The sequence below is a fragment of the Stenotrophomonas sp. GW821-FHT02D01 genome, assembly GCF_059421765.1.
Map to the genome: position 1 here is coordinate 55229 of NZ_JBWKVP010000010.1, position 26964 is coordinate 82192.

Genomic DNA, 26964 nt, shown 5'->3' on the forward strand with positions numbered 1-26964 from the left:
ACATTCCAGAACCGCTTTGGCTTTGGCTTTGGCTTTGGCTCCGGCCTCTGCGGGTGCAGGGTGCAACCCTGCAAAGAAAAAGGCCGCCTTTCGGCGGCCTTCTCATTACTTCAGCTTGATCTCGCGCAGGCGCTCTTCGAGGAAACCGTGCGCGGTGATCGGCTCCGGGTACCGGCTCGGGTTTTCCTCGGTGATGCACGAGGGCAGCACGTCGATCAGGAAGTCCGGGTTCGGGTGCAGGAAGAACGGCACCGAATAGCGCGGCTGGCGGGCCAGCTCACCCGGGGGATTGACCACCCGGTGGATGGTCGACGGATACACGTGGTTGGTCAGGCGCTGCAGCATGTCGCCGATGTTGACCACGATGGTGTCCGCGTCCGAGGTGAACGGCACCCAGTCCCCGTCATGCGACTGCACTTCCAGGCCTGCCGCGCTGGCACCGACCAGCAGCGTGATGAAGTTGATGTCGCCATGCGCACCAGCGCGCACGTTGGGAATGTCGTCGGTGGTGATCGGCGGGTAATGGATCGGGCGCAGGATCGAATTGCCGAAATTGGTCTTGTCGGCGAAGAAGTGTTCCGGCAGGCCGATGTGCAGAGCCAGGGCCGACAGCACGCGCGAACCCAGGTTGTCCAACGCCTGGTACAGGCCGTAACCGCGCTCGCGGAAGCCCTCGACCTCGGACGGCCACAGGTTCGGCGCCATCACTTCCCGGTACTTGGAGTCGTCGGCGATCTCGCGGCCGATGTGCCAGAACTCCTTCAGGTCGAAGTGCTTGGAGCCCTTGGCGGTCTCCACACCGAACGGGGTATAGCCACGGGCGCCGCCGCTGCCTGCCACGTGGTACTTGCGCTTGGTCTCATCCGGCAGTGCGAAGAAGGCCTTGAAGACGTCGTAGGCCGCGTCGATGTCGGACTGCGGGATGCCGTGGTTGCGGATGCCCGCGAATCCCCATTGGCGGTACGCCGCCCCCAGCTCGGCCACGAAGGCGTCGCGGTCACTGTCGAAACGGGTGATGTCGAGGGTGGGGATCTGGCTCACAGCGGTTCCTGGCTTGTCGTTGAGTCGGTACGGGCCCGCCATGTCATGGCGACCGATCTGAACATTGTGACAGATAGATCGGGGCATGCCACCGACACACTGAAACAAACCGATACAATGCGCCACCCGCGCGCGGTTTAACGACTTCGTCACGCCGGGAAACGCCCTTGCTGCCCACTTGAACCCGCCTCTCCCATGGACGCCGCTCTGCCCGACGCCACCGCCGCCGTTCTTCCCGGGCCCGCCCGACGCTGGCGCAGGCTGGCTTGGTGGTCGCTGTTCATCGCGGCCAACGCGGTGCTTGCCGCGTTCATCGCGCTGGGCAACGTGCCGCTGCGCGACAACCCTGGCGGCACACTCGGCCTGGCCTACCTGGCGTTCGCCCTGCCAGGCCACCTGCTCGCGTTCGGTGCACTGGCCGGCCTGCTACCACTGGCCATCGGCCTGTGGCCGCGCAGCGCGCGCGCGTTGAGCGTCTCGGCGGTGATCTGCCAGGGTCTGTGGCTGTGCCTGCTGCTGGTGGATGCCAAGGTCTTCGCGCTGTATCGCTTCCACCTCAACGCGATGGTCGCCAACATGGTGTTCGGCGGCGCCCTGCAGGATCAGGTCAGCCTGTCTTGGAAGACCTGGCTGCAGGTGACGGCTCTGGTGTCGGCAATCTTCGCCGCGCAGGGCCTGCTGGCCTGGGCGTGCTGGAAGCTGCTGCCCGCAGCGCCGCGTCGGCGGCGGGTACTGCAGGCCTGGGCGGTGGTTGCCCTGCTGATGGGCGGCGGCCAGGTCGCCACTGCCTACTACGACGCGCTCGGCGAACGCGCAGTGATCAGCCAATGGAACTACCTGCCATGGGCGCAGCCGATCACCGCCAAGAGCGCGATGCGTCGCTTCGGCGTGGTCAGCCAGCACCAGGTCGGCCTGCCCGATCCGCGCCATGCCCAGCTGAATTATCCGTTGCACCCCCTGCGCTGCCAGAGCCACCAGCGGCCGAACGTGCTGATGGTGGTACTGGAGTCGTTGCGCCATGACGTGCTCACCCCGCAGTTCATGCCCAACGCCTCGGCGCTGGCCCGGTCCTCGCGGGTGTACGAGCATCATTTCAGTACCGGAAACGCCACCCGTTATGGTCTGTTCGGGCTGCTGTACGGCCTGCCGGGCGGCTATTGGCCGAGCATGCTCGACGAGCAGCGCGGCTCGCAGCTGTTCAAGGTACTGGGACAGCAGGGCTATGACTTGCACCTGTATGGCAGCGCGCCGCTGTACAGCCCGGAGTTCGATCGCACCGCGTTCGCCGATGTCCGCGACCAGCTTCACCAGGGGCCGTCCGAACTGACCTCCGATGGCCGCGATGCCGCCATCGTCGCTGGACTGCAGAAGGACATCCGCGCCAGCCAGGCTGCACAGCGCCCGTGGTTCGGTTTCGTGTTCCTCGATTCCACCCACGCGCCCTACCACATGCCGGCCGGCTATCCGCCGCTCGGCACGCCGATGGCCGATGCCATCGATTTCCTCAAGTTCGGCCCCGGGCACGATCCAACGCCGGAGTTGAACCGCTACCACACCGCGGTGCATTACGCCGACAGCCTGATTGGATCGCTGCTGGATGACCTGCGCGCACAGGGCCTGGAGCAGAACACGATCGTGCTGGTGACCGGCGACCACGCCGAGGAATTCAACGACCTCAAGCTCAACTACTGGGGCCACAACGGCAATTTCTCCAACTACCAGTTGCAGGTGCCCTTCGTGCTGCATTGGCCTGGCCAGGAGGGCGGCCGCGAGGCACGCGTCAGCTCGCATGAAGACTGGGTACCCACACTGATGCGCCACGGACTGGGTTGCGAAAACGCATTGACCGACTACAGCACCGGCCATGACCTGCTGGCGGCACCGACCGGCAAGCGTGCGCTGGTGGTGGAAAGCTGGTCGCAGCGCGCGGTACGCAATGGCGAGGCGATCTACGTGTTCGACAAATTCGGCAACGCCACCGCGCTCGATGCGCGCTACCGCCCGTTGCCGCAACAGACCCCCGACGCCGCCAGCATCCGCGCGGCATGGGAAGCGCTGACCCGCTTCCGCAACCGCTGAATCCAAGGACCGATCCACGCATGAACCGTCCGCTGCGCATCCTGCATACCGAAGCCGCCAAAGGCATGGGCGGGCAGGAGATCTACATTTTCCGCCACATGCAGGTGATGCGCGCGCGCGGCCATCATGTCGCCCTGCTGTGCCAACCGGACGCGCGCCTGGCCACGCGCGCCCGCGACGATGGCTTCACCGTGCATACGCTGCGGATGGGTGGCATGGCCCGGCTGCTGCGCGGCATCTGGTCGGTGTCACGGCTGGTCCGCCGCGAGCGCTACGACGTGGTCAACACCACCAGCCGTCGCGACGCATTGATTGCCGCCGCGGGCGCACGGCTGGGCGGCACACCGCTGGTGGTGCGCTCGCGCCACCTGATGAGCCCGGTGAATTCGCTGCTGACCTACACCGGCCTGCCCCACCGGGTCATCACGGTGAGCAACTTCGTCGAGCAACTGCTGGCGGACCGCGGAATTCCCGCCGAGCACATCGGCATCGTGCCGCCGATGGCGGTTCCGCCAACCGACACCACGCATGAGCCCTCCTGGCAGCAGTTGCAGGCGACGCGCGCACGCGTGCGCGCCGAGCTCGGATTCGAGGAACAGGACATCGTCGTAGGCTGCGTGGCAGTGCTGCGCGAACCCAAGGGCCACGCCGAACTGCTGCAGGCCATGGTGCCGCTGTGCAAGGCCAATCCCCGCCTGCATCTGGTGGTGGTCGGCGATGGCCAGGCCGTGATGCAGCGCCTGCAGGCCACCTGCGCCGAACACGATCTGCAGCGCCAGGTTCATCTGCTGGGCTTCCGCAGCGATGCCAGCCAACTGATGCCCGGCTTCGACATCTTCGCCCTGGCCACACACAAGGAAGCATCGGGCACGGTGTTCCTGGAAGCGGCGCAGGCGGGCCTGCCGATCGTGTCGCATCGGGTCGGCGGTGTGCCCGAAATGCTGGTGGAAGGCAGCAATGCCATCCTCACCCGGCTTGGCGACAATTCCGCGCTCACCGGCGCGCTGCGGCTGCTGGTGGACGATCCCGAACGCCGCCGACAGATGGGTCGTTCCGGCTGGGAGTGGATCTGCAGCGCCAAGCGTTTCAGCCCCGAAGGCCACGCTGAAGCCACCGAACACTACTACCACCAATGGATGAAGGAGCTGGGTCATGGCTAATGCCAGAACCGTACCGGTGCTGATGCATCATCACGTCAGCAACTCGCCCGGCATGATCACGGTGTCGCCGGAGAATTTCGAAAGCCAGATCGCCTGGCTGGCGCGCACCGGCTGGACGTCCTTGACGCTGGACCAGTACGCCGGCTTCCTGGCCGGCAAGCCGGTGCCGCGCAAGTCGATCGTGATCACCTTTGATGATGGCTACCTGGACAACTGGGTTTACGCCCATCCGATCCTGCAGAAGTACGGCATGCACGCGGTGGTGTTCGTGGTGACCGGCTGGATGCACGAGGGGCCGATACGCCCGCATGCCGGCATCGCCGGTGCCACGCTGCCGGAAACGCCCGAGCATCGCGCCTGCGAAGACCTGATCTACAAGCAGGGCCGCAGCGATGAGGTGATGATGCGCTGGAGCGAAGCACGTGCGGCCATCGAGGCGGGCACCTTCGAGATCCATTGCCATACCCACACCCACACGCGCTGGCTGCGCCGCCAGGACCTGGATCGCGCCCAGCGCCGTGCCGGTATCAGTGGCGATCTGTCCAAGGCCAAGGAAGTGCTGCTGGAGAAGCTGGGCGAGGTGTCGGACACGCTGTGCTGGCCGTACGGTGATTTCGACCAGGACTACATCGAAGTGGCACGTGAGCAGGGGTTCCGCTACCTGCATACCACCCATCCGTTCGGACGCAACGTGGTTGGCGGCGATCCCGAGCGCATCTACCGATTCGCCATCCGCAACCGGCCGGCAAGCTGGCTGCGCAAGCGCATCACTTGGAGCTACAACCCGCTGATCGCACCCCTGTTCAACGGCTTCAAGGCGCGGCAGAAGAAGATGGTGCCGGGGCCGTGATGGTTTCCCCGGGCCAGGGCTGACGCAGCTTCGGCAAGGAAGCCCCAACAGAGTGGAAGGAATACAGGAAATGAACGTTCTGGTTACCGGCGGTGCGGGATTCATCGGCTCCCACACCTGTGTGGAACTGCAGCAGCAGGGCCATGCGGTGGTCATCGTCGATTCGCTGTGCAACAGCGACGCCGGAGTGATCGGCCGGATCGGCGACATCACCGGCATCGCGCCGCTGTTCGTACAGGCCGACGTGCGCGACCGTGCGCGGATCACCGCGGTGCTGCGCGAGCATTCGATCGATGCGGTACTGCATTTTGCCGCGCTGAAATCGGTTGGCGAATCGCGGCAGATGCCGTTGGACTACTTCGACAACAACATCAGCGGCACCCTCGCCCTGCTCGGCGCCATGCGCGATGCCGGCGTGGGCACGTTCGTGTTCAGCTCGTCGGCAACCGTCTACGGCGACCAGGACCATTGCCCGGTGGCCGAAACGGCCTCGACCTGCGCGATGACGCCCTATGGCCGTTCGAAGCTGGTGGTGGAGCAGCTGCTGTCCGACCTGGTCGGCGCCGATACGTCGCTGCATGTGGCAACGCTGCGCTACTTCAACCCGGTGGGGGCGCATTCAAGCGCGCTGATCGGCGAGCTGCCGCACGGAACGCCCAGCAACCTGATGCCCTACATCGCCCAGGTGGCCGCCGGCCTGCTGCCGGAAGTGCAGGTATTCGGCGATGACTATCCGACCTGCGACGGTACCGGCGTACGCGACTACATCCATGTGCAGGACGTGGCGCGGGCCCATGTGCTGGCGCTGCAGTACCTGCGCGACAAGCGCCGCAGCATCACCTTGAACCTGGGCACCGGCCAGGGCCATAGCGTGCTGGAACTGATCAAGGCCTTCGAGCAGACCGTCGGCCGGCCGATTCCATTCCGGATCACCGGTCGCCGTACCGGCGACATCGCGGTGAGTTTTGCCGACCCGTCCCTCGCCCTGCGCGAGCTGGGCTGGACCGCCCGCCACGGCCTGGCGGACATGTGCCGCGACACCTGGAAATGGCAGACGGAGATGACGCGCAGCGCCTGATGCCTTGCTTGCGGCAGACAGCAACATGGCCGCACAAGCGGCCATGTTGTTGGTTCGATCCAGCGCCCGGGCTCAGGCCGCGGCGGCCGTCCTGACCGCCGCCGAAAGCCGGTCCAGGGTGTCCTGCATCAGCGTCGCGTCATCGGCCTCGACCGTGACCCGCACCACCGGTTCGGTGCCGGAAGGACGCAGGAAGGCACGCCCGCGGCCGGAAACCGCCTGCTGCGCTTCGGTCAGTGCAGCCTGAACGCTCTCGGCCTGCACGGTGGCCTTGGCCGAGACATCGCCAAGGCGCACGTTGACCGTCTTCTGCGGCACCTTGGACAACGGCTGCAGCGCTTCGCGCAGGCTCTTTCCCTGCTGCTTCAGCGCCACCAGTACCTGCAGGGCACTGACGATACCGTCGCCGGTGGTGGCCCGGTCCAGGCACAGCAGATGGCCAGACGCTTCGCCGCCGAGCACGCCGCCTCCCTCCACCAGTGCCTGATGCACGTAGCGGTCGCCGACGTTGCTGCGCTGGAACGGAATCTGCAGTTCGGCCAGGGCCTTTTCCAGGCCGAAATTGCTCATCAGGGTGCCGACCACCGGGCCACGCAGGCGACCATCGGCCTGCCATGCGCGTGCCAGGATGTACACCAGGTCATCGCCGTCGACCGGATTGCCGCGGTCATCGGCCATCAACACCCGGTCACCATCACCATCGAAGGCGATGCCCAGGTCGGCGCGGGTCTCACGCACCTTTGCAGCGAGGTTGTCGATGTGGGTCGACCCAACGCCGTCGTTGATGTTGACGCCATTGGGTTCGGCACCGATACCGATGACCTCCGCGCCCAGTTCGCGGAACAGCAGCGGCGCGATCTGGTAGGTGGCGCCATGCGCGCAGTCGAGCACCAAGCGCACACCGCGAAGATCGAACGCGCGCGGCACGCTGGACTTGCAGAACTCGATGTAGCGGCCGACGGCCTCGCGTGCACGCGAGGCCTTGCCGAGCTTCTCCGAAACGGCCGTGGTGAACGGCACGTCCAATGCGGCTTCCAGCGCCAGCTCGGTGGCATCGTCGAGCTTCTCGCCCTGGGCGGAGAAGAACTTGATGCCGTTGTCGTAGTGCGGGTTGTGCGAGGCACTGATGACGATGCCCGCATCCACGCCCAGGGTACGGGTCAGGAAGGCAACGGCCGGGGTCGGCATCGGGCCGAGCAGCTGCACGTCAGCGCCCGCGGCGACCAGCCCGGCTTCCAGTGCGGCTTCGAACATGTAGCCGGAGATCCGCGTGTCCTTGCCGATCACCACGATCGGACGGCGCCCCTCCTGGCCACGCTGGGCGACCAGCACGCGGCCCAGGGCGTTGCCCAGGCGCAGCACGAAATCAGCCGAGATCGGCCCTTGACCGACCCGACCGCGGATGCCGTCGGTACCGAAGTACTTGCGGCCCCCCATCAAACCTCCTCCGGTGCCGGCTCGCGACGCAGCATCGCCAGCAGGTCGGCCAGACGGTCGCGCAGTTCACGACGGTCACAGATCTGGTCGATGGCGCCATGCTCGAGCAGGAACTCCGAACGCTGGAACCCTTCCGGCAGCTTCTCGCGCACGGTCTGCTCGATCACGCGCGGGCCGGCGAAGCCGATCAGTGCATGCGGTTCGGCGATGTTGATGTCACCCAGCATCGCGAACGAGGCCGACACACCGCCGGTGGTCGGGTGGGTCAGCACCGAAATATACGGCTGTCCGGCTTCACGCAGTTTGCCCAGGGCTGCCGAGGTCTTGGCCATCTGCATCAGCGAGAACAGGCCCTCCTGCATGCGCGCCCCGCCACTGGCGGAGAAGCACACGTAGGGTGCGCCGATCTCGGCGGCGGTCTCGGCGGCAAGGGCGAAGCGCTCGCCGACCACCGAGCCCATCGAGCCACCCATGAAGGCGAAGTCGAAGGACGAGGCCACCAGGGGACGGCCCTTGAGCAGGCCGCGCATGGCAATCAGCGCGTCGTACTCACCGGTGTTCTTCTGCGCGATCTTGATGCGCTCGCTGTACTTCTTCTGGTCCTTGAACTTCAGCAGATCGGTCGGCCCCAGGCGGGCAGCGATCTCGGTGGTGCTGTCGGCGTCGAACAGCGCAGCCAGACGGGCGCGCGCGCGGATGGCCATATGGTGGCCGCACTTTGGGCAGACCTCCAGATTCTCTTCCAGCTCCGGACGGTACAACGCACTGCCGCAGTTGCTGCACTTTTCCCACAGGCCCTCGGGGACGCTGCGCTTCTTGCTGGGGGTGTTGTCGGTGCGGATGCCAGACGGCATCAACTTGCTGAGCCAACTCATGCGGGAGGACACTTCCGTTCAGGGCGGCCCGGGGGCCGCAAAGGCGGACAGTCTAGCTCCGCTTTCCCCGCCCGTGCACCCCCTGCCCGGCCTTGGGCCCGCTGGAAAAAACCATGCTGGGACGTACGTTTAGCGTCGGCGGTAGTGCCGGCCGCTGGCCGGCAACCGCTTGCACCCGAATGGGTCGGGCGGATGCCGGCCAGCGGCTGGCACTACCGTTACGCGTCCAGCGCCTGCCGCAGCGGAGCCAGGAACGCTGCGGCGCGCTGCGCCGCATCCTCGGTGGAGGTCGCTTCGGCCAGCACCGCCACCAGTGCGCTGCCGACCACCACGCCGTCGGCCTGGCGGGCCATGGCCGCCGCACTGGCTGCGTCCTTGATGCCGAAGCCGGCCACCACCGGCACGCTGGCCCTGGCCCGCAGCGCCTGCAGGCGTGCGCTGGCCGCGTCGCTGTCCAGTCGTTCCGAGGCGCCGGTGACCCCGGCAAAGCTGACGTAGTACAGATAGCCACGGGCCAGCGCCAGCAGCTTGTCGGCGCGTACCTCGCTGGTGGTCGGCGATGCCAGCAGAACCAGCGCAAGGCCTGCAGCGTCGAAGGCCTGCTGGGCTTCGCCGGCCTCTTCCGGCGGCAGGTCGACCAGCAGCACGCCGTCCACGCCAGCAGCCACCGCCGCTTCGGCGAACGCCACGTAACCGTGGATCTCCACCGGGTTGAGATAGCCCATCAGCACTACTGGCGTCTGCGTGTCCTGTTGCCGGAACTGCGCCACCGCCTGCAGCACGTAACGGTTGCCGGCACCGCGCGCCAGCGCGCGCTCGGAGCTGCGCTGGATGGTCGGGCCGTCGGCCATCGGATCGGAGAACGGCACGCCCAGTTCGATCACATCGGCACCGGCCTGGACCAGCGCGTGCATGACCGGCACCGTGGCTTCCAGCGAAGGATCACCGGCGGTGATGAAGGGGATCAGGGCCTTGCGCTGCTGCTGGCGCAGGCGCTGGAAACAGTCATCGAGTCGGGAAACAGGCATCTCAGGCACATCCTTCAATCAGTTCAATCGCTTCGCTGGTCCCCCAGTACATCAGGATGACCTTCCCTTCAAACACTTCCAGGCGGATGCCGAGGGCCGAGCCCGGGTCCTGCCAGGTCAGGTACTCGCCCTGATCGCCATCGTAGGCATGCGGGCTGGAGACCGGCGCGCCGGGGAACTGCGCCACCGCCTGCGCCCGCGTCATGCCGATGCGCAGGCCGAACGGACCCGGCTGGTCGACCGGCGCCTTGGCGTCCTCGCCCGGGCCGAGATCGAAACGGACCACGCGGTCTTCGTCGGTCATCATCGACACGCCGGGCGGCAGTCCCTTGCCGTCGTAGTACTCGCAGCTGCCGCCGATGGCCTCGACCGCGCCCATTGCCGTCCACGGCCCGAAGGCCTTCAGATCGCTCATGTGCTGGCCGATCAGCACCTCGCCGGCATGATCCAGCGCCACCGACGCCACGGCGGGCGCGTCGTCGCTGGAAACCGCGGCCGAGGCCGGTGGATCATCGATGGGCGTCCGCGCGATCGGGTCGACGTCATCGTTGGCCGCCATCGGCTGCGCCGGTTGCGCAGCGGCCTTGGCCGCCGGCGCAAGCACCGGCGGTTCCGGCGGTTGGCACGCGGCCAGGCCCAGCACCAGCAGCACGCCCGTACTGCGCATCAGTGCGCTCACAGCACCAGCCCTTCGCGCGCCGCGATGGTATGCACGTCCTTGTCGCCACGTCCTGACAGGTTGCACAGCACGATCTGGTCGCGCGGACGCCCGCGCGCAAGCTTCATCGCCTGTGCCAGCGCGTGGCTGGACTCCAGCGCCGGCAGGATGCCTTCGGTATGCGCCAGCAGGTGGAAAGCCTGCAACGCCTCTTCGTCGGTGATGCCGACGTAGCGCGCGCGGCCGCTGTCGGCCAGGAACGCATGCTCGGGGCCGACGCCCGGGTAATCCAGGCCGGCCGACACCGAATGGGTCTCGATGATCTGGCCATCGTCGTCGCACAGCACATAGGTGCGGTTGCCATGCAGCACGCCCGGGCGGCCGGCGGCGATGGAGGCTGCGTGGCGGCCGGTGTGGATGCCATCACCGGCCGCTTCAGCGCCGACGATCTCGACCTGGCGGTCGTTGAGGAAGGCATGGAACAGGCCGATCGCATTGCTGCCGCCGCCGACGCAGGCGGTGATCGCATCGGGCAGGCGACCGTACTCGGCCAGCATCTGCTCGCGTGCCTCGCGGCCGACGATGGCGTTGAAGTCGCGCACCATGCGCGGGTACGGATCCGGGCCGGCCACCGTGCCGATGATGTAGAAGGTGTCCTGCACGTTGGTGACCCAGTCGCGCATCGCTTCGTTGAGGGCATCCTTCAGGGTGGCCGAACCGGAGGTCACCGGCACCACCGTCGCACCGAGCAGTTTCATGCGGTAGACGTTGATCTTCTGCCGCTCGATGTCGGTGGCCCCCATGTACACCACGCACTCCAGGCCCAGCCGCGCCGCGACGGTGGCACTGGCGACGCCATGCTGGCCTGCGCCGGTCTCGGCGATGATGCGCTTCTTGCCCATCCGCGCCGCCAGCAACGCCTGGCCAATGGTGTTGTTGATCTTGTGCGCGCCGGTGTGGTTCAGGTCCTCGCGCTTGAGCAGGATCTGCGCGCCACCGACGTGGTCACTCAATCGTTCAGCGTGGTAGATCGGGCTCGGCCGGCCCACGTAATGGGCCAGGTCGCGGTCATAGGCCAGCTGGAACGCCGGATCCTGGCGGGCCTGGTCATAGGCCTGGGCCAGTTCCTGCAGCGGACCGACCAGGGTTTCGGCGACGAAGCTGCCACCGTAACGGCCGAAGTGGCCCTGGGCATCAGGGAAGGCATGGAAATCGGCGATGGGAGAGTCAGGCATGGGACGACCGGTCGTTCAGACAGGTGGATACTCTAGCGCACGGATTGTGTCCGGAAAATGGATATTATCTGGCCACTCCCGTCAGGAAATCTCACATGAGCACGTCACTGCTGCCGCCCCTGAATGCCCTGCGGGCCTTCGAGGCCACCGCACGCCTCGGCGGCGTCGGCCGCGCTGCACAGGCGCTGCATGTGACCCATGGCGCGATCAGCCGGCAACTGAAGCTGCTGGAAGACCATCTGGGCATTGCCCTGTTCCAGCGCGCCGGCCGAGGACTGCGCCTGACGGCCGCCGGCACCCGCCTGCAACAGGCCTGCAGCGAGGCGTTCGGCGGCATTGAAGACTGCGTGCGCGAACTCCGGCGGCCAAGCGCGGAGCCAGCCCTGGTACTGGGCTGCAGCGGCAGCGTGCTGGCGCGCTGGATGATTCCGCGGCTGCCGGCACTACAGGCTGCTCTCCCCGGCGTGCGCCTGCAGTGGTCCGCCTTGGATGGCAGTTTCACCGAGGCACAGGCCACGCTGGATGCGGTGCTGCTGCTGGCGCAGGGGCCGTGGCCGCGCGGCTGGCAGGTGCGCGAGTTGGCACCGGAACGGGTGGGTGTGGTGGTGGCCCCCTCGCATCCGGCGGCACAGCGGCTGCGCCAGGTGCCGCCGTCGGCCTTGCTGCGGGAAACGCTGCTGCACACCAGTTCGCGCCCGCAGGCGTGGCCTGCATGGGCGCAGTCGCACGGGCTGGACCCGGCCCAGCTGCAGCTCGGCACCGGCTTCGAACACCTGTACTACCTGCTGGAAGCAGCGGTCGCGGGGCTGGGCCCTGCGATCGCTCCGGAGCCACTGGTGGCCGAGGATCTGGCAGCGGGGCGGCTGGTCGCGCCGTGGGGGTTCGCCGCGACCGGGGGTTTCTGGGTGCTGGCGCGACCGGACGGCCCTGTCGATGCGCGCGTGGACGCGCTGGCGGACTGGGTGACTGCCCAGCTGCGATGAGGCGCCCCGCGGCGGGTGCGCAATGGCCGGCAACGCGGGCGGAATGATCCGCCCGGTGCCAGCACTGCGCAGGCCTCAGCGGCCGCCCATCGCGACCCGCTGCTGCTCTTCCTGCACCTGCTGGTGCTGCGAAGGATCGGACAGCAGCTTCGCGCTGGTGTGCTCCAGCGATGGTGGCGCCTGGGCAAGGTCAACGGCGGCGCGGAATCCCGGCGTGGTTCCCATCACGAACGCCTTGCCATCCTGCACCGTGATGCTCTGCAGCTTGTCGGCGGCGTCGATGCCGTTCTGTTTTGCATGCAGGGTGATGTTGGCCGCGGCTTCTTCGGAGAACACGCTTGGCAGCTTGCTGCGCACTGCGTTGTGCAGGGCATTGTCCGGATGCGAAGCATCGTTCAGCGATGGTCCCTTCGGCGCGGCAGCCGCCGGCTCCTGGCCCTGCAAACGGCCTGTGGCCAGCGCAGCGTGGGTGTTGCGGCCGGCGATGCCATCGGGCACCAGACCCTGCTGCTTCTGGAAGGCGAGCACCGCCTCGCGGGTGTGGTCACCGAAGCGACCGTCCTCGGCCAGCCGGTTGCCGTGCGCGTCGCGCACGCCAAGCTGATTGAGGGTCTGCTGCAGGGATTGCACATCACTGCCGCGCTGGCCGTGCCGGATCACCTCGGCCGATGCTGCGTGCGATGGCGCCGGTTGCGCTGCCGATGCCCCCGCCGGTGCGGCGGGGCGAGAAAGCGCCGGCTCGCCATTGCCGTGCAGCGGCGCACGGACCTGGAACTCCGGCTTGGGCGTCAGTGCACCGACGATGCGCGTACCACCACCGTCCCAGTAACCACCCGGGCGAATGGTGACTTCAGCCGGCCCGGTACTGCCCTGGGAGCCGATGAACTGGATGTTTCCCTGCGCGTCGTAGCCTTTGAAAATGCCGACATGCTGACCCTGCGAAGAGGAGAACATCAGGATGTCACCCTGCTTCAGCGAGCCATTGGGCTTGCGCGCATCCGCCGCCGAGGTCACATCGAAATGCTCGCGCGCGTACGCGGTTGTATTTGCGCCGTTGAACAGGGTCGAGGTGGTGAAGCCCGCGGCGTTCTCGCCACGCACGTCGTAGCCCGCGTTCTTCAGGCCGCGCCAGACGAATGCAGAGCAATCCACACCGAGCCGCCCGTCCCCGTCCAGGTCGCGCTCCAGCCGGCTGCTGTCACGACCCGGCCGTGGATGGTCCGGCCGGCCATACTCGTACTGGCGGCCGGAGCCCATGAAATGCTGGTGGGCCTCGTTGTAGACGGCGTCACTACCGGCCGCAGCCACGGTCTGGGTTGCAGCGGGTGCGGTCGTAGCAGGCGATGTTGCTGGAGTCGGGGTCGGGGTCTGGGTCTGCACCGGCGCGGCAGCCGATGTGCGCGTCGGCTGCTGGACGGTAGCGACATCGCCCGGCTGCCAGCCCTCGAAACGCCGTATACCGTCGGCCAGCACCTCGCGCTCGCGCACGCTCATTTCCCCGACCGTCTTCGAGCGCAGATCAACGCCGTTGCGGTCACCCTCGGCATAGATGGTGGCGGCCTGCTCTTTGTGGTGGGTCGTGCCGCTGTAGTCCTTCTTGGAGTAACTCGGCAGCATTTCCTCGACGGTCTTGTCACCAAAACGGCGCTCGAGCAGCTGGATCTTCGCCACCCGCCCGGCTTCATAGCTTTCGAAGACCGCGTTGCCCCATTGGTCCAGACCGACCACGCCTTGGTAACGTCCCTGTGCCGCCTCGAGCGCCTGCTCGCGGGTACGGGGGTTGGTTACCGTCTTGTCCGCACTGCCGGCGAACTCGAACTTGAGATTGCCGGGGTTGTTGTTGCGCCACGAGACGCTGCCGCCTGACCGTTCGATGACACTGCCATCGTCCATTTCCAGCGTGCGCGTCGTACCGACGCTGCTGACTACCCGGGTGATGTTTGGATCCGACATGCGCTGTTCCTTTGCCAGTGGTTGATTGGACCGCTCCCCCGGCGGCGATTACATTCCGTTGGAAAACACGTCCAGCACATCCGCACTGACCCAGCCCTGTGCGCAGTTCCCGGCGTAGTGTCCTGGGGCTGCCGCATGGCAGGCCTCGCCTCCCGTGGCGACCCGATTGTTGATCGGCCTGTCACCATAGGTGTCACACAACGCATTGTCCTTGCACTTGCCGACCGTGTTGGCCGGAATGGCGACAACGTAATAGAACAGCGGATTCTGTCCGGTGCGGCCGATGCCTTGCACGCACACCAGCTGCCCCTTCGACAGCTTCGCGGTGGCGGTGGCCCTGCTCCCGCTGCTCGGTACCGCATCCAGCGTCTCCACGCCCTTGGCCTCGGCCACGCCGGCGAAGAATCCCTGGTCGCCGCAGTCCGGCGACAGTTCGACATCGTAGAAGTCACCGCTGTCGACATCGCCTGCCGTGCAGCCGGTACCGGCACTTGCATTGCTGCACGTCACCCCGCTGGCGCGGATCAGCGCGGCCAGCCCGTTGTTGGCCGCTGCAGGCGTGGACGCTGGTGCCACCACCCCAGCTGCAGGGACCGGGGCCGCTGCAGGCGCAGGAACGGCGGCGCGCGACGCTGCAGCGGGATTTGATGAATCTCCCGCCGCACACGCTCCCAGGGCGAGCAGCAGGCCCGGAACGAGCGCAACGCGGGCCACGCGGAACTGGCGGGAAGAAAGACGGGGCATATCCATTGCGACCTCATTGAAGGCATGACGCACCACAGGGGGCGAGAGGGTTGAACACAGCCCACCCGGCACTCAGCCAAGGCGGTCAGGCGCATTGTGTGCGAACAGATGTTCGGTGGATGTCGACTTCATCGTCGGCATCCCGACACAACGCAAAAATGTGCATTTCGTCACATTACCCCCCCCCCCTTGCGACGTCCAGCGCAGACGCCGGCTACGGCGCCGTCGGCGCCACCAGCCGCTGCTGCAGGTCCTCGCGCAGGCGCGACAACTCAACTTCGGCCTGCTGACGCTGCTGCATGCCCTCGCGATGGATGCTGCGCACTTCCTCGACGGTAGCGATCAGCTGATCGTGCACGTGGCGCAACGTAGCCACATCGATCACGCCGCGCTGGTTGCTGCGTGCGGTGTCCACCGACGCCTGGCGCATCAGATCGGCATTGCGTCGCATCAACTCATTGGTCGCATCATCGATGGCATTAGCCAGTTCGGCGGCGTTCTTCTGCTCGCCCAGCGACAACTGGATCGCGAACTGACGCTTCCACGAGGGGATGGTGATGTCGCGGACGGTGTTGAACTTCTCGATCAGCTGCAGCGCATTGGCCTGGATCAGGCGGATCATCGGCAACGACTGATCAGCCGCATGCTGCATCAGCTGCAGGTCGGAGACGCGCTTCTCGATCAGGCGGATCGCATTGTCGATCTCGCTCTGGCGGATGCGCTGCTGCGGGTCATCGCTGCCCTGACCCAGCAACTGCTCGGACTGCAGCTGGGCCAGGCGCTGCTTGCCGGCGGCGGCATACAGGCCCAGCGCATGACGCTCCTCGCGGACGATGTCATGCATGCGGTCGAAATCGCTTACCCGCTTGCCCATCAGCGCCTGTTGCGCACCCACGTCGCCGAGCAGCTGTTCGATCTGCGAATTGGTATCGCTGAACTTCTGCACCAGCTCGCCCTTGGAAGATCGCAGGCGATCGATGAGGCCACCGATCAACGGCACCTTCGAGCGCTGGGAAAAACCATCCAGCTTGAGCTCGCGCGCGATGCGCACCACTTCGCCGAGCTTCTCGCCATTGGCGTCGAGGTCACGGTTGCGCACCTGGTCCAGCAGCTGGCTGGAGAAGGCCGTTGTGCGTGCGGCGGCTTCACGGCCGAACACCTGCAGGTTGCCCGGACGCAGGTCTTCCAGCTCGCGGCCGATTTCGGCGATGCGCGGCAGGTCGTCGCGGACCAGGCCGAGGGCCTTCAACGTGCTGTCATCAAGTTCAGGGGCGGGCGTGGTGGCGGGCACGAGCGTGCCGGAGTTCTGGCTGTCCTGGGTCATCGGGCAGTGTCCTTGCGGTGGATAAGCGGCAGCGGCGGCCGGCTCAGGGCAGTCTAGCCTGAGCAGCGGCTACTTCGTCGTCGATCTGGGCCTGCAGCGTGGCTGCCTGCTCGGCCTGTGCAGCCTGCGCCTGTGCCTGGCGCGCCAATGCGGCCTGGCGCCAGGCCGGCAGCAGGACATCGTGGATGCGGACGAAGCGCTGCAGCAGGGCCTCGTCCTGCTGCTGCAGCAGCTGCCACTGCCCGCTTTCGATGCGTCGCAGCGTGGCAAGCCGCTGCAGATGGTCCACGCGTGGGGCCAGCGCGACCTGCGCAGCTCCCTGCAGTGTCGCCAGCTGCGCGGCGCCGAACGTGGCCCAGGCCTCCAACGCGGCGGCAGCCGCATCGTTGTCGATGATGGCCCGGGCACGCTGCTGCACACGCTGCGCGAGACCCTGCGCCTGCTCGCGCGCCTGCAGCGCCAGCACGCCCAGCTGCGCCTGCAGCCCCTGCGCCTGTGCCTGGCGTTCAACGTCACGGCCGAGCAGGCGCCCCCACCAGCTCTCCTGCCGGCGCAGGCGGGCCGGATCGCTGGCCTGCAACGCCAATGCGATCCGCGCCAGCGCAGCCACCAGTCCCTCGCCTTCCGCGCCGGCCTGCAACGGTACAGGCTCGGCCAATACCTGCAGCAAGTGGCTGCCGTACGCTGCCAGCGTGGCCACATCGGCGCGCGCCGGAAGCGTGGGTTCAGGCAGGGAGCGCACGCAGGTCACGGCAGTGGCGGCGGCCGTGGGCCGTCATCAGCCACCGTTTCCGGCGGCAATGATTCACCGTAGAAGTGGCGCATCAACGCTTCGTCCAGCGCACGTTCTTCCGGAGTCGCTGCACGACGCACCCGCGGGCGACGACGCGTGTCGGTCGTGGCCACATCGGCAGTTACCTGCTGCCGGGCCCACCCGGCAAACGCCGCCAACGTCTGCGACAACTGCACCTGCTGTTCCTGCGAGGCGACCAGCAGCTGCAGCAGCGGTGCCAGACCAGCCTGCAGGTCTTCGGCCAATGGCGTGGCTGCGGCCTGCGGTACGGCGGCAGCCGGCGCGCTGGCCGGACGTGCATCGGCCAGGCGTTGCAGCGCTGCCAGCAGGGCGGGCCATGGCGCAGGCTCCGGTGCGACGGCCACCTCTGCCGGCGGTGGCGGCGGTGGCAGCTGCAACGCACTGGCGATGTCGGCCAGCTGCGCGACCACGCGGCCACCGACATCACTGTCACCGGCGCCCATTGCCTTGTTGCGCAGGAAATCACGCTTGATCTGCGCCCAGCGTTGCGCGCGTTCTTCATCGAGCACGCCACGCAGCTCGGCCAGCTTCAGCAGATTCTCTTCGGCACCGGTGGTCAGCAGCTGCGCTTCGCCCAAGTAGTGGTCGGAGATCAGCTGCTGCAGCTCGTCGTCATTCATCACCGGCGAAATTTTCTCAGCCAGCTTGTTCATGTTGCGGTAGCTGCCCTGCAGGCGGAAGGGCGGCTCGGTGCGATAGCGGTCATCCTGGGCAGCGCTGGCGATGTACTGCTGGTTGACCTTGTAGACCACATCGCGGACCTGCAGCATGCGCTGCAGGGTGGCGGTGATCTCGTTGATCTCGGCGCCGCTGTAGGCGTGGCTCAGGCCGTTGGTGGACACATCATTGCCCATCGCGCGGTCGACCAGCAGGTACAGGTCGGCCATCTCGCGCGTGGCCAGCGGCGCCAATACCGGGTTGGAGGTCAGGCTGTTCTCGATGTAGCTGAGCGTGAAGGCTGCTTCCATGCCACCGAGCACATCGCCCAGGTTGTAGATGTCGGCACGGTTGGCCAGCATGTCCGGAATCTTGAACACTTCGCCGGATTCGGTGTACGGGTTGCCGGCCATGACCACGCAGAACTTCTTGCCACGCATGTCGTAGGTGCGCGTACGGCCGCGCCATACGCCTTCGATGCGGCGCGTGCCATCGCACAGCGAGATGAACTTCTGCAGGAACTCGGGGTGCGTGTGCTGGATGTCATCGACATACAGCATGGTGTTGTTGCCCATCTCCAACGCCAGGTTGAGCTTTTCCAGCTCCTGCCGCGAGGTGGCGTCCGGTGCCTGCTGCGGATCCAGCGACCGCACTTCGTGGCCCAGCGCCGGGCCGTTGATCTTCATGAAGACCAGGCCGAGGCGATGTGCCACGTACTCCATCAACGTGGTTTTGCCGTAGCCGGGCGGCGAGATCATCATCAGCAGGCCCATCAGGTCGCTGCGCTTGTTCTCGCCAACGGTGCCCATCTGCTTGGCCAGGTTGTCGCCGATCACGCCGAGATATACGTCGTTGATCAGCTTGTTGCGCACGAAGGACGACAACGGCCGGGCCTTGAACTCCGACAGCCGCAGGGTTTCGCGTTCGCGACCGATGATGCCCTGGCGCACCGCCTGATAGGCATGGAAGGCCGGTACGAACGACTGCAGGTGGTGCTGCAGGCGTGCCAGGAAATCGTCCAGCGACACGGTCAGGCTGCCGTTGTGGATGCGGGCGTGTTCACCCAGCAGGCCGCTGACCTCCGCCCGCAGCAGTGCATCGCTGGCACGGGTGCGCAGCTGTCGCTGCACCAGCAGCAATGCCGCCGCTTCTTCGACATAGCCGGCATGCGCCGACTGTGCCGGCAGCCCGGCGAGCGCCCGCAGCCATTGCCCGGCCAATGCCCAACGCATGGCCAGCGGATCCTGCGATCGCTGCAGCGCACGTTCAAGCGCATCACGCTGGCCCGCCTGCTCCAGTTGCTGCGACAGCGCGTCCAGCAATGCCTGCGCGTGCCGGCTGGTGCTGAACACCGGCTCGCCGGCCACCAGTTCTTCGCCCAGGTATGCCGCTGCTGCATCGGCGGCGGCGGCGTCGAACGGCAGTGCATGCGCGAGTGCATGGTCATGCAGCGCCTTGGCCATTTCCGCACGCAGGGCCTGGCGCCCCTCATCGGAACCGAACAGGCGCGCGATGGCCTCGGCACCAGCCTGCCGGCCGGGCCACTGCGCCACGGCTTCATCGCGTTGCCGCGCGGCCCAGAACAGCAGTGCCAACGCACGCACATGGGGCGAATGCCGCAGCGTTCCGGCGGCCTGCTGCAGCGGCAACAGCGCGCGCAGGATCAGGGCGGCGTCATGGTCATGGATACCGCGCTCGTAGCCCTCGCGGTAACGGGGCGCGGCAAAGGCGCGGACCCGCTGGCCCAGCGCTTCCGGTTCGGCCGCATCGTGCTGCAGCTGGGCCAGGTCGAGGCCATCGCGGCCCTCCTCCGCGGCCAGCAACAGGCAACCGGCCAGGTATTCGCCGCGGTAGATCGCTGCCGATTCCGAATCCAGGGTCACCGGCCAGAACGGCTTGAGCGCATCCAGCTCGGGATCGTGCAGGGTCTCCAGGAAATCGGTGCCGGTGAGATGGATGGCAAGGGTTTCACCACGCGGCAGCAGGGTCAGGTCGAGCGCCTGGGTGTTCACGCTGAATCGATGGCGCGGGCCAAGGCGGACCACGTTGCCGCCGGCCTCGTACAGGTCGCTGCGGTCGCGCAGCTGGCGCACGGCCTGGTCGCGCACGCCCTTCAGGCGCGCCTCGACATCGTCAGCCTTGACGTTGTCGCGCAGCGCACGCAGGCGCTCAGCCAGTTCACGCAATTTGAGGATCAGCGGATCGCCGGCGAAGAATGCGTTGAGCTCATCTGCCGTGCCGAACCGCTCGGTACGCTTTCCGAGGCCATCAAGGATGCGGTTGGCGGCATCGAGCACCGAGCGTGCCTTGCGCTGGCGATCATCCAGCAGGGCCTGCTTGTGCGTATCGAAGGCTTCGACCAGCTCTTCGCGCTTGCTCAGGATGTCGCCGAGGAACTGCTCGTGCTCGCCGAACTGGCTTTCCAGTTCTTCCAGCTGCACCAGCAGGCGCGACAACTGTTCGTCGGCGCGCTCAGGGTCGCTGGCCAACGCCAGCGCGCTGGTGATCGACTGCGAGAACAGGGCGAACTGGGCAGCGAACTGGGCCACGGCTTCGGCCGAGCCCAGCGACTTGCGGCGCTGTTCGGCGCGGGCGCGTGCCTGGTTCAGGCGCCCGTACAGCAGCGATATGGATTCGACCACACGGGTGCGCGCGGTCGCATCGTCGACCTTCAGCCCGGCCATCAGTTCGGACAGCATGTCCAGATCGCCGGCCATGCCGCGCAGGCCGTCCAGCTGCTCATCCAGCTGGCGTGAGCTGGCGGCCTGCTGTGCGGCCTCATCCAGCGCCTGCATGCGGGCGGTCAAGGGGGCCAGTGCTGCATCGCCGGCAAGGAAGGCACCGGTGGCGGCGCCGACACGGTCGTGCGCCTGCACCAGCTCGGCGGCCATCGCCTCGATGCGCGCAGTATCGATGTAGCGCAGTTCGCGAATGGTCAGCAGTCGACCGCGCAGTGCGGTGATCGCGTTGAGCGCTTCGACGAAGGCCTGCACCTCGTTCCAGTTTTCCGGCTGCAGTCGGCCCAGCAGTGCCTTGTGCGTGGCCTCTGCCTCGGCCATCGCCTGCGCCGACTGCTGGCGGATCGACTGCACCTTCTCGTATTCGTCCAGCACCGATTCGCCGGTGGCGCTGATCTGCCGCAGCAGGGCTTCGGCGCCATCGCAGGCCTCGTCACCCAGCCAATGATGCGCATCGAAAAGCCGCCGGGTGTCGGCCACCAGGCGCTGGTAGCGCTGCACCGATACATCCTGGCCGTCGATCTCGCGCGCCAGGTTGAACAGGTTGGAGATGCCACGCACCAGCTCGGCGTTGCCGATGCGCCCCATAAAGGTATTGCCGGGCGGACGGCTGGCGGCGAACTCATCGCTGCTGAAGGGTGTCTGCCAGACCTGCATCGGATGGATGCGGGTCGGCTCGGTGCCCTCGGCATGGAACAGCACCATGCGCCCGTCCTGCATGAAGGCATAGCCGTGGCCAAACACGGGGTTCTGCAGCACGCGCTGGATGGTGTTGTAGACGAACAGCGCCGAACGCCCGCCTTCGCGCTCGTAGAAGATGTACAGCATGTCCTCGCCGTTGGGCGAACGGATGCTGCGCTTGAACTGCATGCCATCCATCGAGGCGTCGAACGCCTTGTGCTCGCCACCCTGCAGGTAATAGCCGCCGGGGAAGATGATGCCGTGGTCTTCGGGCAGCTGCACGCAGGCCTGGACGATGGCATCGTTGCGTACGATGTCGCCGGTAAGCGTGTTGTAGATCAGTCCGCGCCATTCGGTTTCGCGGTAGGGCAGCACTTTCAGCAGCACCAGCGAGCCGACCCGGGCGAACTCGAACTGGGCGTCGTCCAGCGACTGCGTGCTGTCCTCCACCGGTTCGCTGTAGATGCCCTGCCCGGTTTCGGTGTTGTTCTCCACCTTGATGGTGAGATCGCCACCGGTGGTTTCCACGAACAGGGTATCGAGGATGTTCAGATGCGAATGGCGGCCGTTGACGGCAAGGTCGCGCGTGGCGCGGGTCCATTCGAAATCGAAGGGCGGCGGCAAGGCGATGTCACGCTCGCCACGTGCATCGAGATAGGTCAGTTCACCTTCGCGTGACAACGCCCAGCGGAACACGCGCACGTCGCTGCTGCGCTCGCCGATCTGGAACGAGGCAAGCAGCTTGTCGCCCACCACGATCAGCTGCAGCAGGCGCGCATGCTTGTAGTAGGCGTACAGCTCGTTGAAGTCATGCACGAAGCCGGGCTGGTCGAGGAAACTGCCCTTCAGTTCAAGGGCAGCGACGTCGTAGCCATCAGCGCCCTGTACCAGCCGGTACAGACCGAACACATCTTCGATGCGGGTCTGGGTCTTGAGCCCGATGAACACGTTGTAGCCGAACAGCAGGCGATCCGGGCCGACCTGGACGATGTCGCGGCCGACACAGTTGTTCTCGCTGCGGATGCGGAAACGGCCGACCACCTCCAGGCGGCTGTCGCCGAACTCGGCCAGGCGCTGGCGGTTCAGCTGCTCGGCAACGGCCTGCAGGCGCTGGCCCTGTTCGCCGAGACGGCGCCGCAGGACTTCATAGGCGCCGCCCTGGGCTACGGCCTGGTCGACGGTATCGCCGGCAGCCTCTGGTGCGGCGGACTCGGTGGACGGTTTGGTTTCGGACATCAGCAGGTTTCCGGCTCACGGACGGCCGACCGTCGATGCGGCCGGCACGGGTGGGCGATGGCGATGGCCATCGCCGGGTGGATCAGCGCGCGCTGTCGACCACGACAGTCGCCGCGACGGGCACGGTCTCTGCGTCCTCGGCGATCTGCCGCGGTGCATTGTCGGCCACGTTGACGCCCAGGTAGCGCTGCATCAGGTCCTGCACGATCGGACTCTTGCCGGCGAAGCCCTCGATCGACTTGCCCAGCGAAACCGCCTTGATCAGGTTCTCGAACATGCCGCCGTCGCCGCCAACCAGGTCGATGTCGGCGTTACGCAGCGCGCTGGCGATGACGCCGGCGTTCTCGCGCGAAACTTCCTTGCCGGCTTCGATCGAGGCCAGCGCCTGCTTCAGGCTGTTGTCCAGCATCATGCGGAATTCTTCATGGCCGCGCGCCTGGTCGCTCAGCGAGGCGATGGCCTCGAACTTGCGGACCAGGCCCTCGGCCTCGGCCAGCAGCTTCTTCTGCACCACGCCGGCTTCGGCGTTGCCCAGCGATTCAGTGGCGGTGGCGCGGGCCAGGCCCATCTTCTCCTCGCCCTGTGCCTGTGCCTGCAGCGTCTCGGCCAGCACGCGCGCCTCGTTGCTGCCCTGCTTCAGGTTCGCTTCGGCCTTGGCTTCGATCACGCGCGCCTCGGCGATGCCGACCTTCTCGATGGCCAGCGCCGACGCTTCGCGTACCTGCGCTTCGGCCAGGCCGGGTGCGGCCTGCTCGGCGCGGAAGGCGTCGGCCAGCAGGCGCTTGGCCTCGGCCTGCTTGCCGGCGGCTTCGTGCTCGGCCTGCGCCAGCGTGGTCAGCTCCACCGCGCGATGCTTGGAGGCGGTCTCGCGGGCCTGGGCTTCCTTCACTTCGCGCACCAGCGATTCCTGCGCCTTCGCCTCGGCTTCCAGGATCAACACCTGCTTCTGGCGGTCGGCCTCGGAGACTTCGCGCACTTCCTTGATGCGCTCTTCTTCCTGCGCCACGGTCTTGTCGATGGAGATGCGTTCGCGGGTGATGTTGGCCACGTCCATCTTGCCCTGCTCGACCACTTTGTCGCGCTCCACGCCCTGCAGCTGCACTTCGCGGTCGGTGGTGACCTGCTCCAGCTGGCGTGCGCGCTCGACGCGCTCGGCTTCGATGGCCACGGCGCGCTGGCGGTTCTGCTCGGCCACTTCAACTTCACGCATGCGGTTCTGCTCGCGGATGTCGATCACCTGCTGCGCTTCGATGCGGGCGTTCTCGGACAGCTGGCGCTGCTCTTCCTGCACCTTGGCGGTCTCGGCTTCCTCGCGCGCACGGATGGTCTCGATTTCGCGCTTCTGCCGTGCCTCGGCTTCGGCCTGCTGCCGTTCAAGGGCCAGCAGTGCTTCGCGGGCTTCGACGTTCTTCTTGGTGATGGCCAGCTTCTCGTTCTGCTCCAGCTCGTTGGTCACCACGTTCTGCGCAGCGGTCAGCTCGGTGATCTTGCGGATGCCCTGCGCGTCGAGGATGTTGAACTGGTCCAGCAGCGACTTCGGGGTCTGCTCCAGGTAGTCGATGGCCACGTCTTCCAGCACATACCCATTGAGGTCGTTGCCGATCACCGCGATGATCTCGTCGCGGAATTCCTGGCGCTTCTCGAACAGCTCGGTGAAATCGAACTTCTTGCCGACCGTCTTCAGTGCTTCGGAGAACTTGGCGTTGAACAGCTCATCGACGGCATGCTTGTCCGACGCGCGGTCGGCGCCGATCGCCTTGGCCACGCGCAGTACGTCGGCCTGGGTCTCGTTGACGCGCAGGTAGAACGCCACGGCGATGTCGGCGCGCATGTTGTCGCGGCAGATCAGGCCTTCCTTGCCGCGGCGGTCGATCTGCAGGGTGATCAGGCTGATCCGCATCAGCTCGGCGCGGTACAGCACGGGAATGATCAGCGCACCGGTGAAATGCACTTTCGGGGTGGAACTCATGTCGTTGACGATCAGGGCCACGCCCTGGTCGACCTTGCGGTAGAACGCCTTGAACAGGCCCGCCACGCCGAGCAGGAGGGCGAGGACGCCGCCCACGATGATCAGGAAGGGGAGCACGGATGCCAACGTCATTGATGTTTCTCCTTGTTGCCCGGAAGCAGGTTGTCCTGGAAGTCGAGGGCGACCGCGTCGGCGCGGACCACCCGGTAATGGTGTTGTGCAGCCACGTGCTGGACCAGCACGATGCGCTCGCCGCGCTGCAGTTCGATGTCGCTGCGGATCTGCAGGACCAGGCCGGCACCGCCGTCATCGACGGTGGCATGGCCACTGCGTGCGTCGACCTTCGGCGAAGCGACCACGCCCACCCGCCCCAGCAGCGAGGCCTGCGGCACCGGGCGCAGGCGCAGCAGGAAGCGGCGGATGGGACGCAGCAGCAGCGCGGTGACCGGCACGGCCGGCAGGGGTGCGAGCACCGCCACGACGGTGCCCAATGACCAGCGCAGCAGGTCGGGCAACGGCAGCAGCAGGTACAGATGGATGAAGTAGGTGAGGGTCCAGGCGAACAGGCTCAGCAGCGTCACCACCACCATGAGCGGCACGCCGCCCAGGCCCCAGCGCGCCAGCAGCGCTGACAGGCCACTGAGATGGGCATCGCCTTCAAGGGCGCCATCGGCACCGGCCTCGCCGAAACCGTCATCGACCAGGCCAAAGGCGGCAATCCCCCAATACAGAACCGCCACCGCCAGCGCTACGCTGTACGGGAGGGTCGGATAACCGAGCACGACGGTTAGGAATTCCTGCATTGTTTGCCTTCCTGGGCGGGGGCGCCAAGCGCCCGTTCGGAGCACGCCACCAGCGGCTCCGTCGATCCTCGTGCAGGCCCTCATGGCCAGCACGCTTGGGATCATCCTATGTGAAGAGGGTGTGCAGGCTCAAATGTGAAGACCGGGCACCTCGGAAGTGACCATGTCTCAATCCAGCACGGCGCAATCGGAGCGCCGGACTTCTTCCACGAACGTGCGCATCTTGTAGCCATCCTTGATGCCCGGTTCCAGTTCGATGCCACTGGAGACATCCACGCCCCACGGCAGGGTCGCCAGCACGGCGTCATGCACGTTCTCCGGCGTCAGGCCTCCGGCCAACAGGAACGGCCGGTGCAGGCCGGTGGGGATACGCGACCAGTCGAAGGCCACGCCGGTACCGCCGCCGCCGCCCGGCGCATGGCTGTCGAACAGGAAGCCGGCGGCGCTGGGGTAGCGCAGCTGCAGGGTGCGCGCATTGATCTCCTCGCGCCCGCCCATGGCGATCGCCTTCAGGTAAGGCATGTTGAAGCTGCGGCAGAAGCTCTCGTCTTCCTCGCCATGGAACTGCAGCAGGGTCGGCCGCACGGTACGCAGCACCTCGCGCACTTCTTCCCTGCTGTTGTTGCGGAACAGCGCCACCACGTCGACCATCGGTGCGATCGCCTGGCGCATCGCGCGCGCTTCGGCCGGCGCGACCCGGCGGCTGCTCTCGCGGGCGAAGATGAAGCCCACCGCATCCACGCCCAGCTCGCCGGCCAGGCGCACGTCGCCGGCACGGGTCATGCCACAGAACTTGATGCGGGTACGGTAGTAGGAGCGGCTCATAGCGTTACCTCGGCGGGCAGATGCCAGTTGTCGGGGTACAGCGGCCCCAGGAACACCAGTCCCTGCGGAGGAGCGGTGGGACCGGCCACGGTGCGGTCGCGCCCGGCCAGCAGTTCGGCGATCCACTCCACCGGCTGCTCGCCACTGCCGACCAGTATCAACGAACCGACGATATTGCGGACCATGTGATGAAGGAATGCATTGCCGCGCACCGCCACCTCGATGACGTCGTCGTGGCGGCTGACCTGCAGCGACTGCAGCTCTCGCCGGGCATGCAGGGCCTGGCACTGGACCGAGCGGAAGGCGCTGAAATCGTTCTCGCCCAGCAGGGCCTGCCCGGCCAGGTGCATGCGCTCGGCATCGAGCGGGCGCCGCTCCCAGCTCAGGGTCTGCCGGCCCAGCGCCGGGCGCACTTCGCGATTGAGCAGGCGGTAGCGATAACGTCGTGCGCGGGCGGAGAAACGGGCATGGAAATCATCGGCCACCGGCACGCACCAGCGCACGGCGATCGAACGCGGCAGGCGGGTAGTGGTGCCGAGCATCCACGCGCGCGGATCACGCACCACGTCGGTGTCGAAGTGCACGACCTGGCACTGGCCGTGCACGCCGGCATCGGTGCGGCCGGCGCAGACCACCTGCAGCGGGGTATCGGCCACCGATGACAGGGCCTGTTCCAGGCTGGCCTGGACGCTGGGTCCGCCCTCGCCCAGGTTCTGCCATCCCCTGAAATCGCTGCCGTCGTACTCGACGCCGAGCGCGTAACGCATGTGCTACCTCGATATTGCGGGTGGGGCGG

20 protein-coding genes are annotated in these 26964 nt (G+C 66.8%); 5 read left to right on the plus strand and 15 right to left on the minus strand.

Annotation, left to right across the window (positions count from 1 at the left end; all coding sequences use genetic code 11):
- Window positions 1-105: 105 nt before the first annotated feature.
- Window positions 106-1083 carry an isopenicillin N synthase family dioxygenase gene (locus AC07UW_RS17155; RefSeq protein WP_495212501.1) on the minus strand — a complete coding sequence of 326 codons (978 nt, stop codon included), beginning with the start codon at window positions 1081-1083 and terminating at the stop codon, window positions 106-108.
- A gap of 153 nt (window positions 1084-1236) precedes the next feature.
- On the opposite strand from AC07UW_RS17155, the gene AC07UW_RS17160 reads away from it, so the two are divergent.
- The 4 genes from AC07UW_RS17160 to galE all read left to right on the plus strand — a co-directional run bounded on the left by AC07UW_RS17160 (window position 1237) and on the right by galE (window position 6208).
- Window positions 1237-3120, plus strand: coding sequence for a DUF3413 domain-containing protein (locus AC07UW_RS17160; RefSeq protein WP_495212502.1), 1884 nt, complete (start codon window positions 1237-1239; stop codon window positions 3118-3120).
- A gap of 20 nt (window positions 3121-3140) precedes the next feature.
- A complete protein-coding gene (locus AC07UW_RS17165; RefSeq protein ID WP_495212503.1) occupies window positions 3141-4280 on the plus strand; it encodes a glycosyltransferase family 4 protein in 1140 nt (379 codons plus the stop codon).
- Complete coding sequence (locus tag AC07UW_RS17170) at window positions 4273-5130, plus strand: polysaccharide deacetylase family protein (protein ID WP_495212504.1); 858 nt, start codon at window positions 4273-4275, stop codon at window positions 5128-5130. Before AC07UW_RS17165 ends, AC07UW_RS17170 begins: the two co-directional genes overlap by 8 nt.
- A gap of 70 nt (window positions 5131-5200) precedes the next feature.
- A complete protein-coding gene (gene galE, locus AC07UW_RS17175; RefSeq protein WP_312787078.1) occupies window positions 5201-6208 on the plus strand; it encodes a UDP-glucose 4-epimerase GalE in 1008 nt (335 codons plus the stop codon).
- 72 nt (window positions 6209-6280) lie between these two features.
- Here galE and glmM read toward each other — a convergent pair whose 3' ends face one another.
- The 5 genes from glmM to trpB form a co-directional block, all read right to left on the minus strand.
- Window positions 6281-7645, minus strand: coding sequence for a phosphoglucosamine mutase (gene glmM, locus AC07UW_RS17180; protein ID WP_495212505.1), 1365 nt, complete (start codon window positions 7643-7645; stop codon window positions 6281-6283).
- Complete coding sequence (accD, locus tag AC07UW_RS17185) at window positions 7645-8520, minus strand: acetyl-CoA carboxylase, carboxyltransferase subunit beta (RefSeq protein WP_132824577.1); 876 nt, start codon at window positions 8518-8520, stop codon at window positions 7645-7647. The genes glmM and accD overlap by 1 nt, the downstream gene beginning before the upstream one ends.
- A gap of 218 nt (window positions 8521-8738) precedes the next feature.
- Complete coding sequence (trpA, locus tag AC07UW_RS17190; protein WP_495212506.1) at window positions 8739-9548, minus strand: tryptophan synthase subunit alpha; 810 nt, start codon at window positions 9546-9548, stop codon at window positions 8739-8741.
- A gap of 1 nt (window position 9549) precedes the next feature.
- Window positions 9550-10227 (minus strand): hypothetical protein, encoded by a 678-nt coding sequence (locus AC07UW_RS17195; protein ID WP_223495942.1) that lies wholly within the window; start codon window positions 10225-10227, stop codon window positions 9550-9552.
- Window positions 10224-11441 (minus strand): tryptophan synthase subunit beta, encoded by a 1218-nt coding sequence (trpB, locus tag AC07UW_RS17200; RefSeq protein WP_032975005.1) that lies wholly within the window; start codon window positions 11439-11441, stop codon window positions 10224-10226. The genes AC07UW_RS17195 and trpB overlap by 4 nt, the downstream gene beginning before the upstream one ends.
- A gap of 95 nt (window positions 11442-11536) precedes the next feature.
- Here trpB and AC07UW_RS17205 point away from each other — a divergent pair, with 95 nt between their 5' ends.
- Window positions 11537-12424 carry a LysR family transcriptional regulator gene (locus AC07UW_RS17205; protein ID WP_363732433.1) on the plus strand — a complete coding sequence of 296 codons (888 nt, stop codon included), beginning with the start codon at window positions 11537-11539 and terminating at the stop codon, window positions 12422-12424.
- A 75-nt stretch (window positions 12425-12499) separates the two neighbouring features.
- On the opposite strand, the gene AC07UW_RS17210 is transcribed toward AC07UW_RS17205, so the two are convergent.
- The 9 genes from AC07UW_RS17210 to truA all read right to left on the minus strand — a co-directional run bounded on the left by AC07UW_RS17210 (window position 12500) and on the right by truA (window position 26935).
- A complete protein-coding gene (locus AC07UW_RS17210) occupies window positions 12500-14377 on the minus strand; it encodes a C40 family peptidase (protein WP_495212507.1) in 1878 nt (625 codons plus the stop codon).
- Between the two features lie 48 nt (window positions 14378-14425).
- Complete coding sequence (locus AC07UW_RS17215) at window positions 14426-15127, minus strand: hypothetical protein (RefSeq protein WP_495212508.1); 702 nt, start codon at window positions 15125-15127, stop codon at window positions 14426-14428.
- A 208-nt stretch (window positions 15128-15335) separates the two neighbouring features.
- Entirely contained in the window at window positions 15336-16445 is a 1110-nt protein-coding gene (locus AC07UW_RS17220) for a toxic anion resistance protein (protein ID WP_495212509.1), read from the minus strand.
- A 43-nt stretch (window positions 16446-16488) separates the two neighbouring features.
- Window positions 16489-17187 carry a hypothetical protein gene (locus tag AC07UW_RS17225; RefSeq protein ID WP_495212510.1) on the minus strand — a complete coding sequence of 233 codons (699 nt, stop codon included), beginning with the start codon at window positions 17185-17187 and terminating at the stop codon, window positions 16489-16491.
- A gap of 5 nt (window positions 17188-17192) precedes the next feature.
- A complete protein-coding gene (locus AC07UW_RS17230) occupies window positions 17193-22571 on the minus strand; it encodes a DNA repair ATPase (RefSeq protein WP_495212511.1) in 5379 nt (1792 codons plus the stop codon).
- Window positions 22572-22653: 82 nt separating this feature from the next.
- Complete coding sequence (locus tag AC07UW_RS17235; protein WP_025876158.1) at window positions 22654-24672, minus strand: flotillin family protein; 2019 nt, start codon at window positions 24670-24672, stop codon at window positions 22654-22656.
- Window positions 24669-25343, minus strand: a complete 675-nt coding sequence (locus tag AC07UW_RS17240; protein ID WP_495212512.1) for a hypothetical protein — start codon at window positions 25341-25343, stop codon at window positions 24669-24671. Before AC07UW_RS17240 ends, AC07UW_RS17235 begins: the two co-directional genes overlap by 4 nt.
- A 168-nt stretch (window positions 25344-25511) precedes the next feature.
- Window positions 25512-26168 carry a phosphoribosylanthranilate isomerase gene (locus tag AC07UW_RS17245; protein ID WP_025876155.1) on the minus strand — a complete coding sequence of 219 codons (657 nt, stop codon included), beginning with the start codon at window positions 26166-26168 and terminating at the stop codon, window positions 25512-25514.
- Window positions 26165-26935, minus strand: a complete 771-nt coding sequence (truA, locus tag AC07UW_RS17250) for a tRNA pseudouridine(38-40) synthase TruA (RefSeq protein WP_025876154.1) — start codon at window positions 26933-26935, stop codon at window positions 26165-26167. The genes AC07UW_RS17245 and truA overlap by 4 nt, the downstream gene beginning before the upstream one ends.
- Window positions 26936-26964 lie beyond the last annotated feature (29 nt).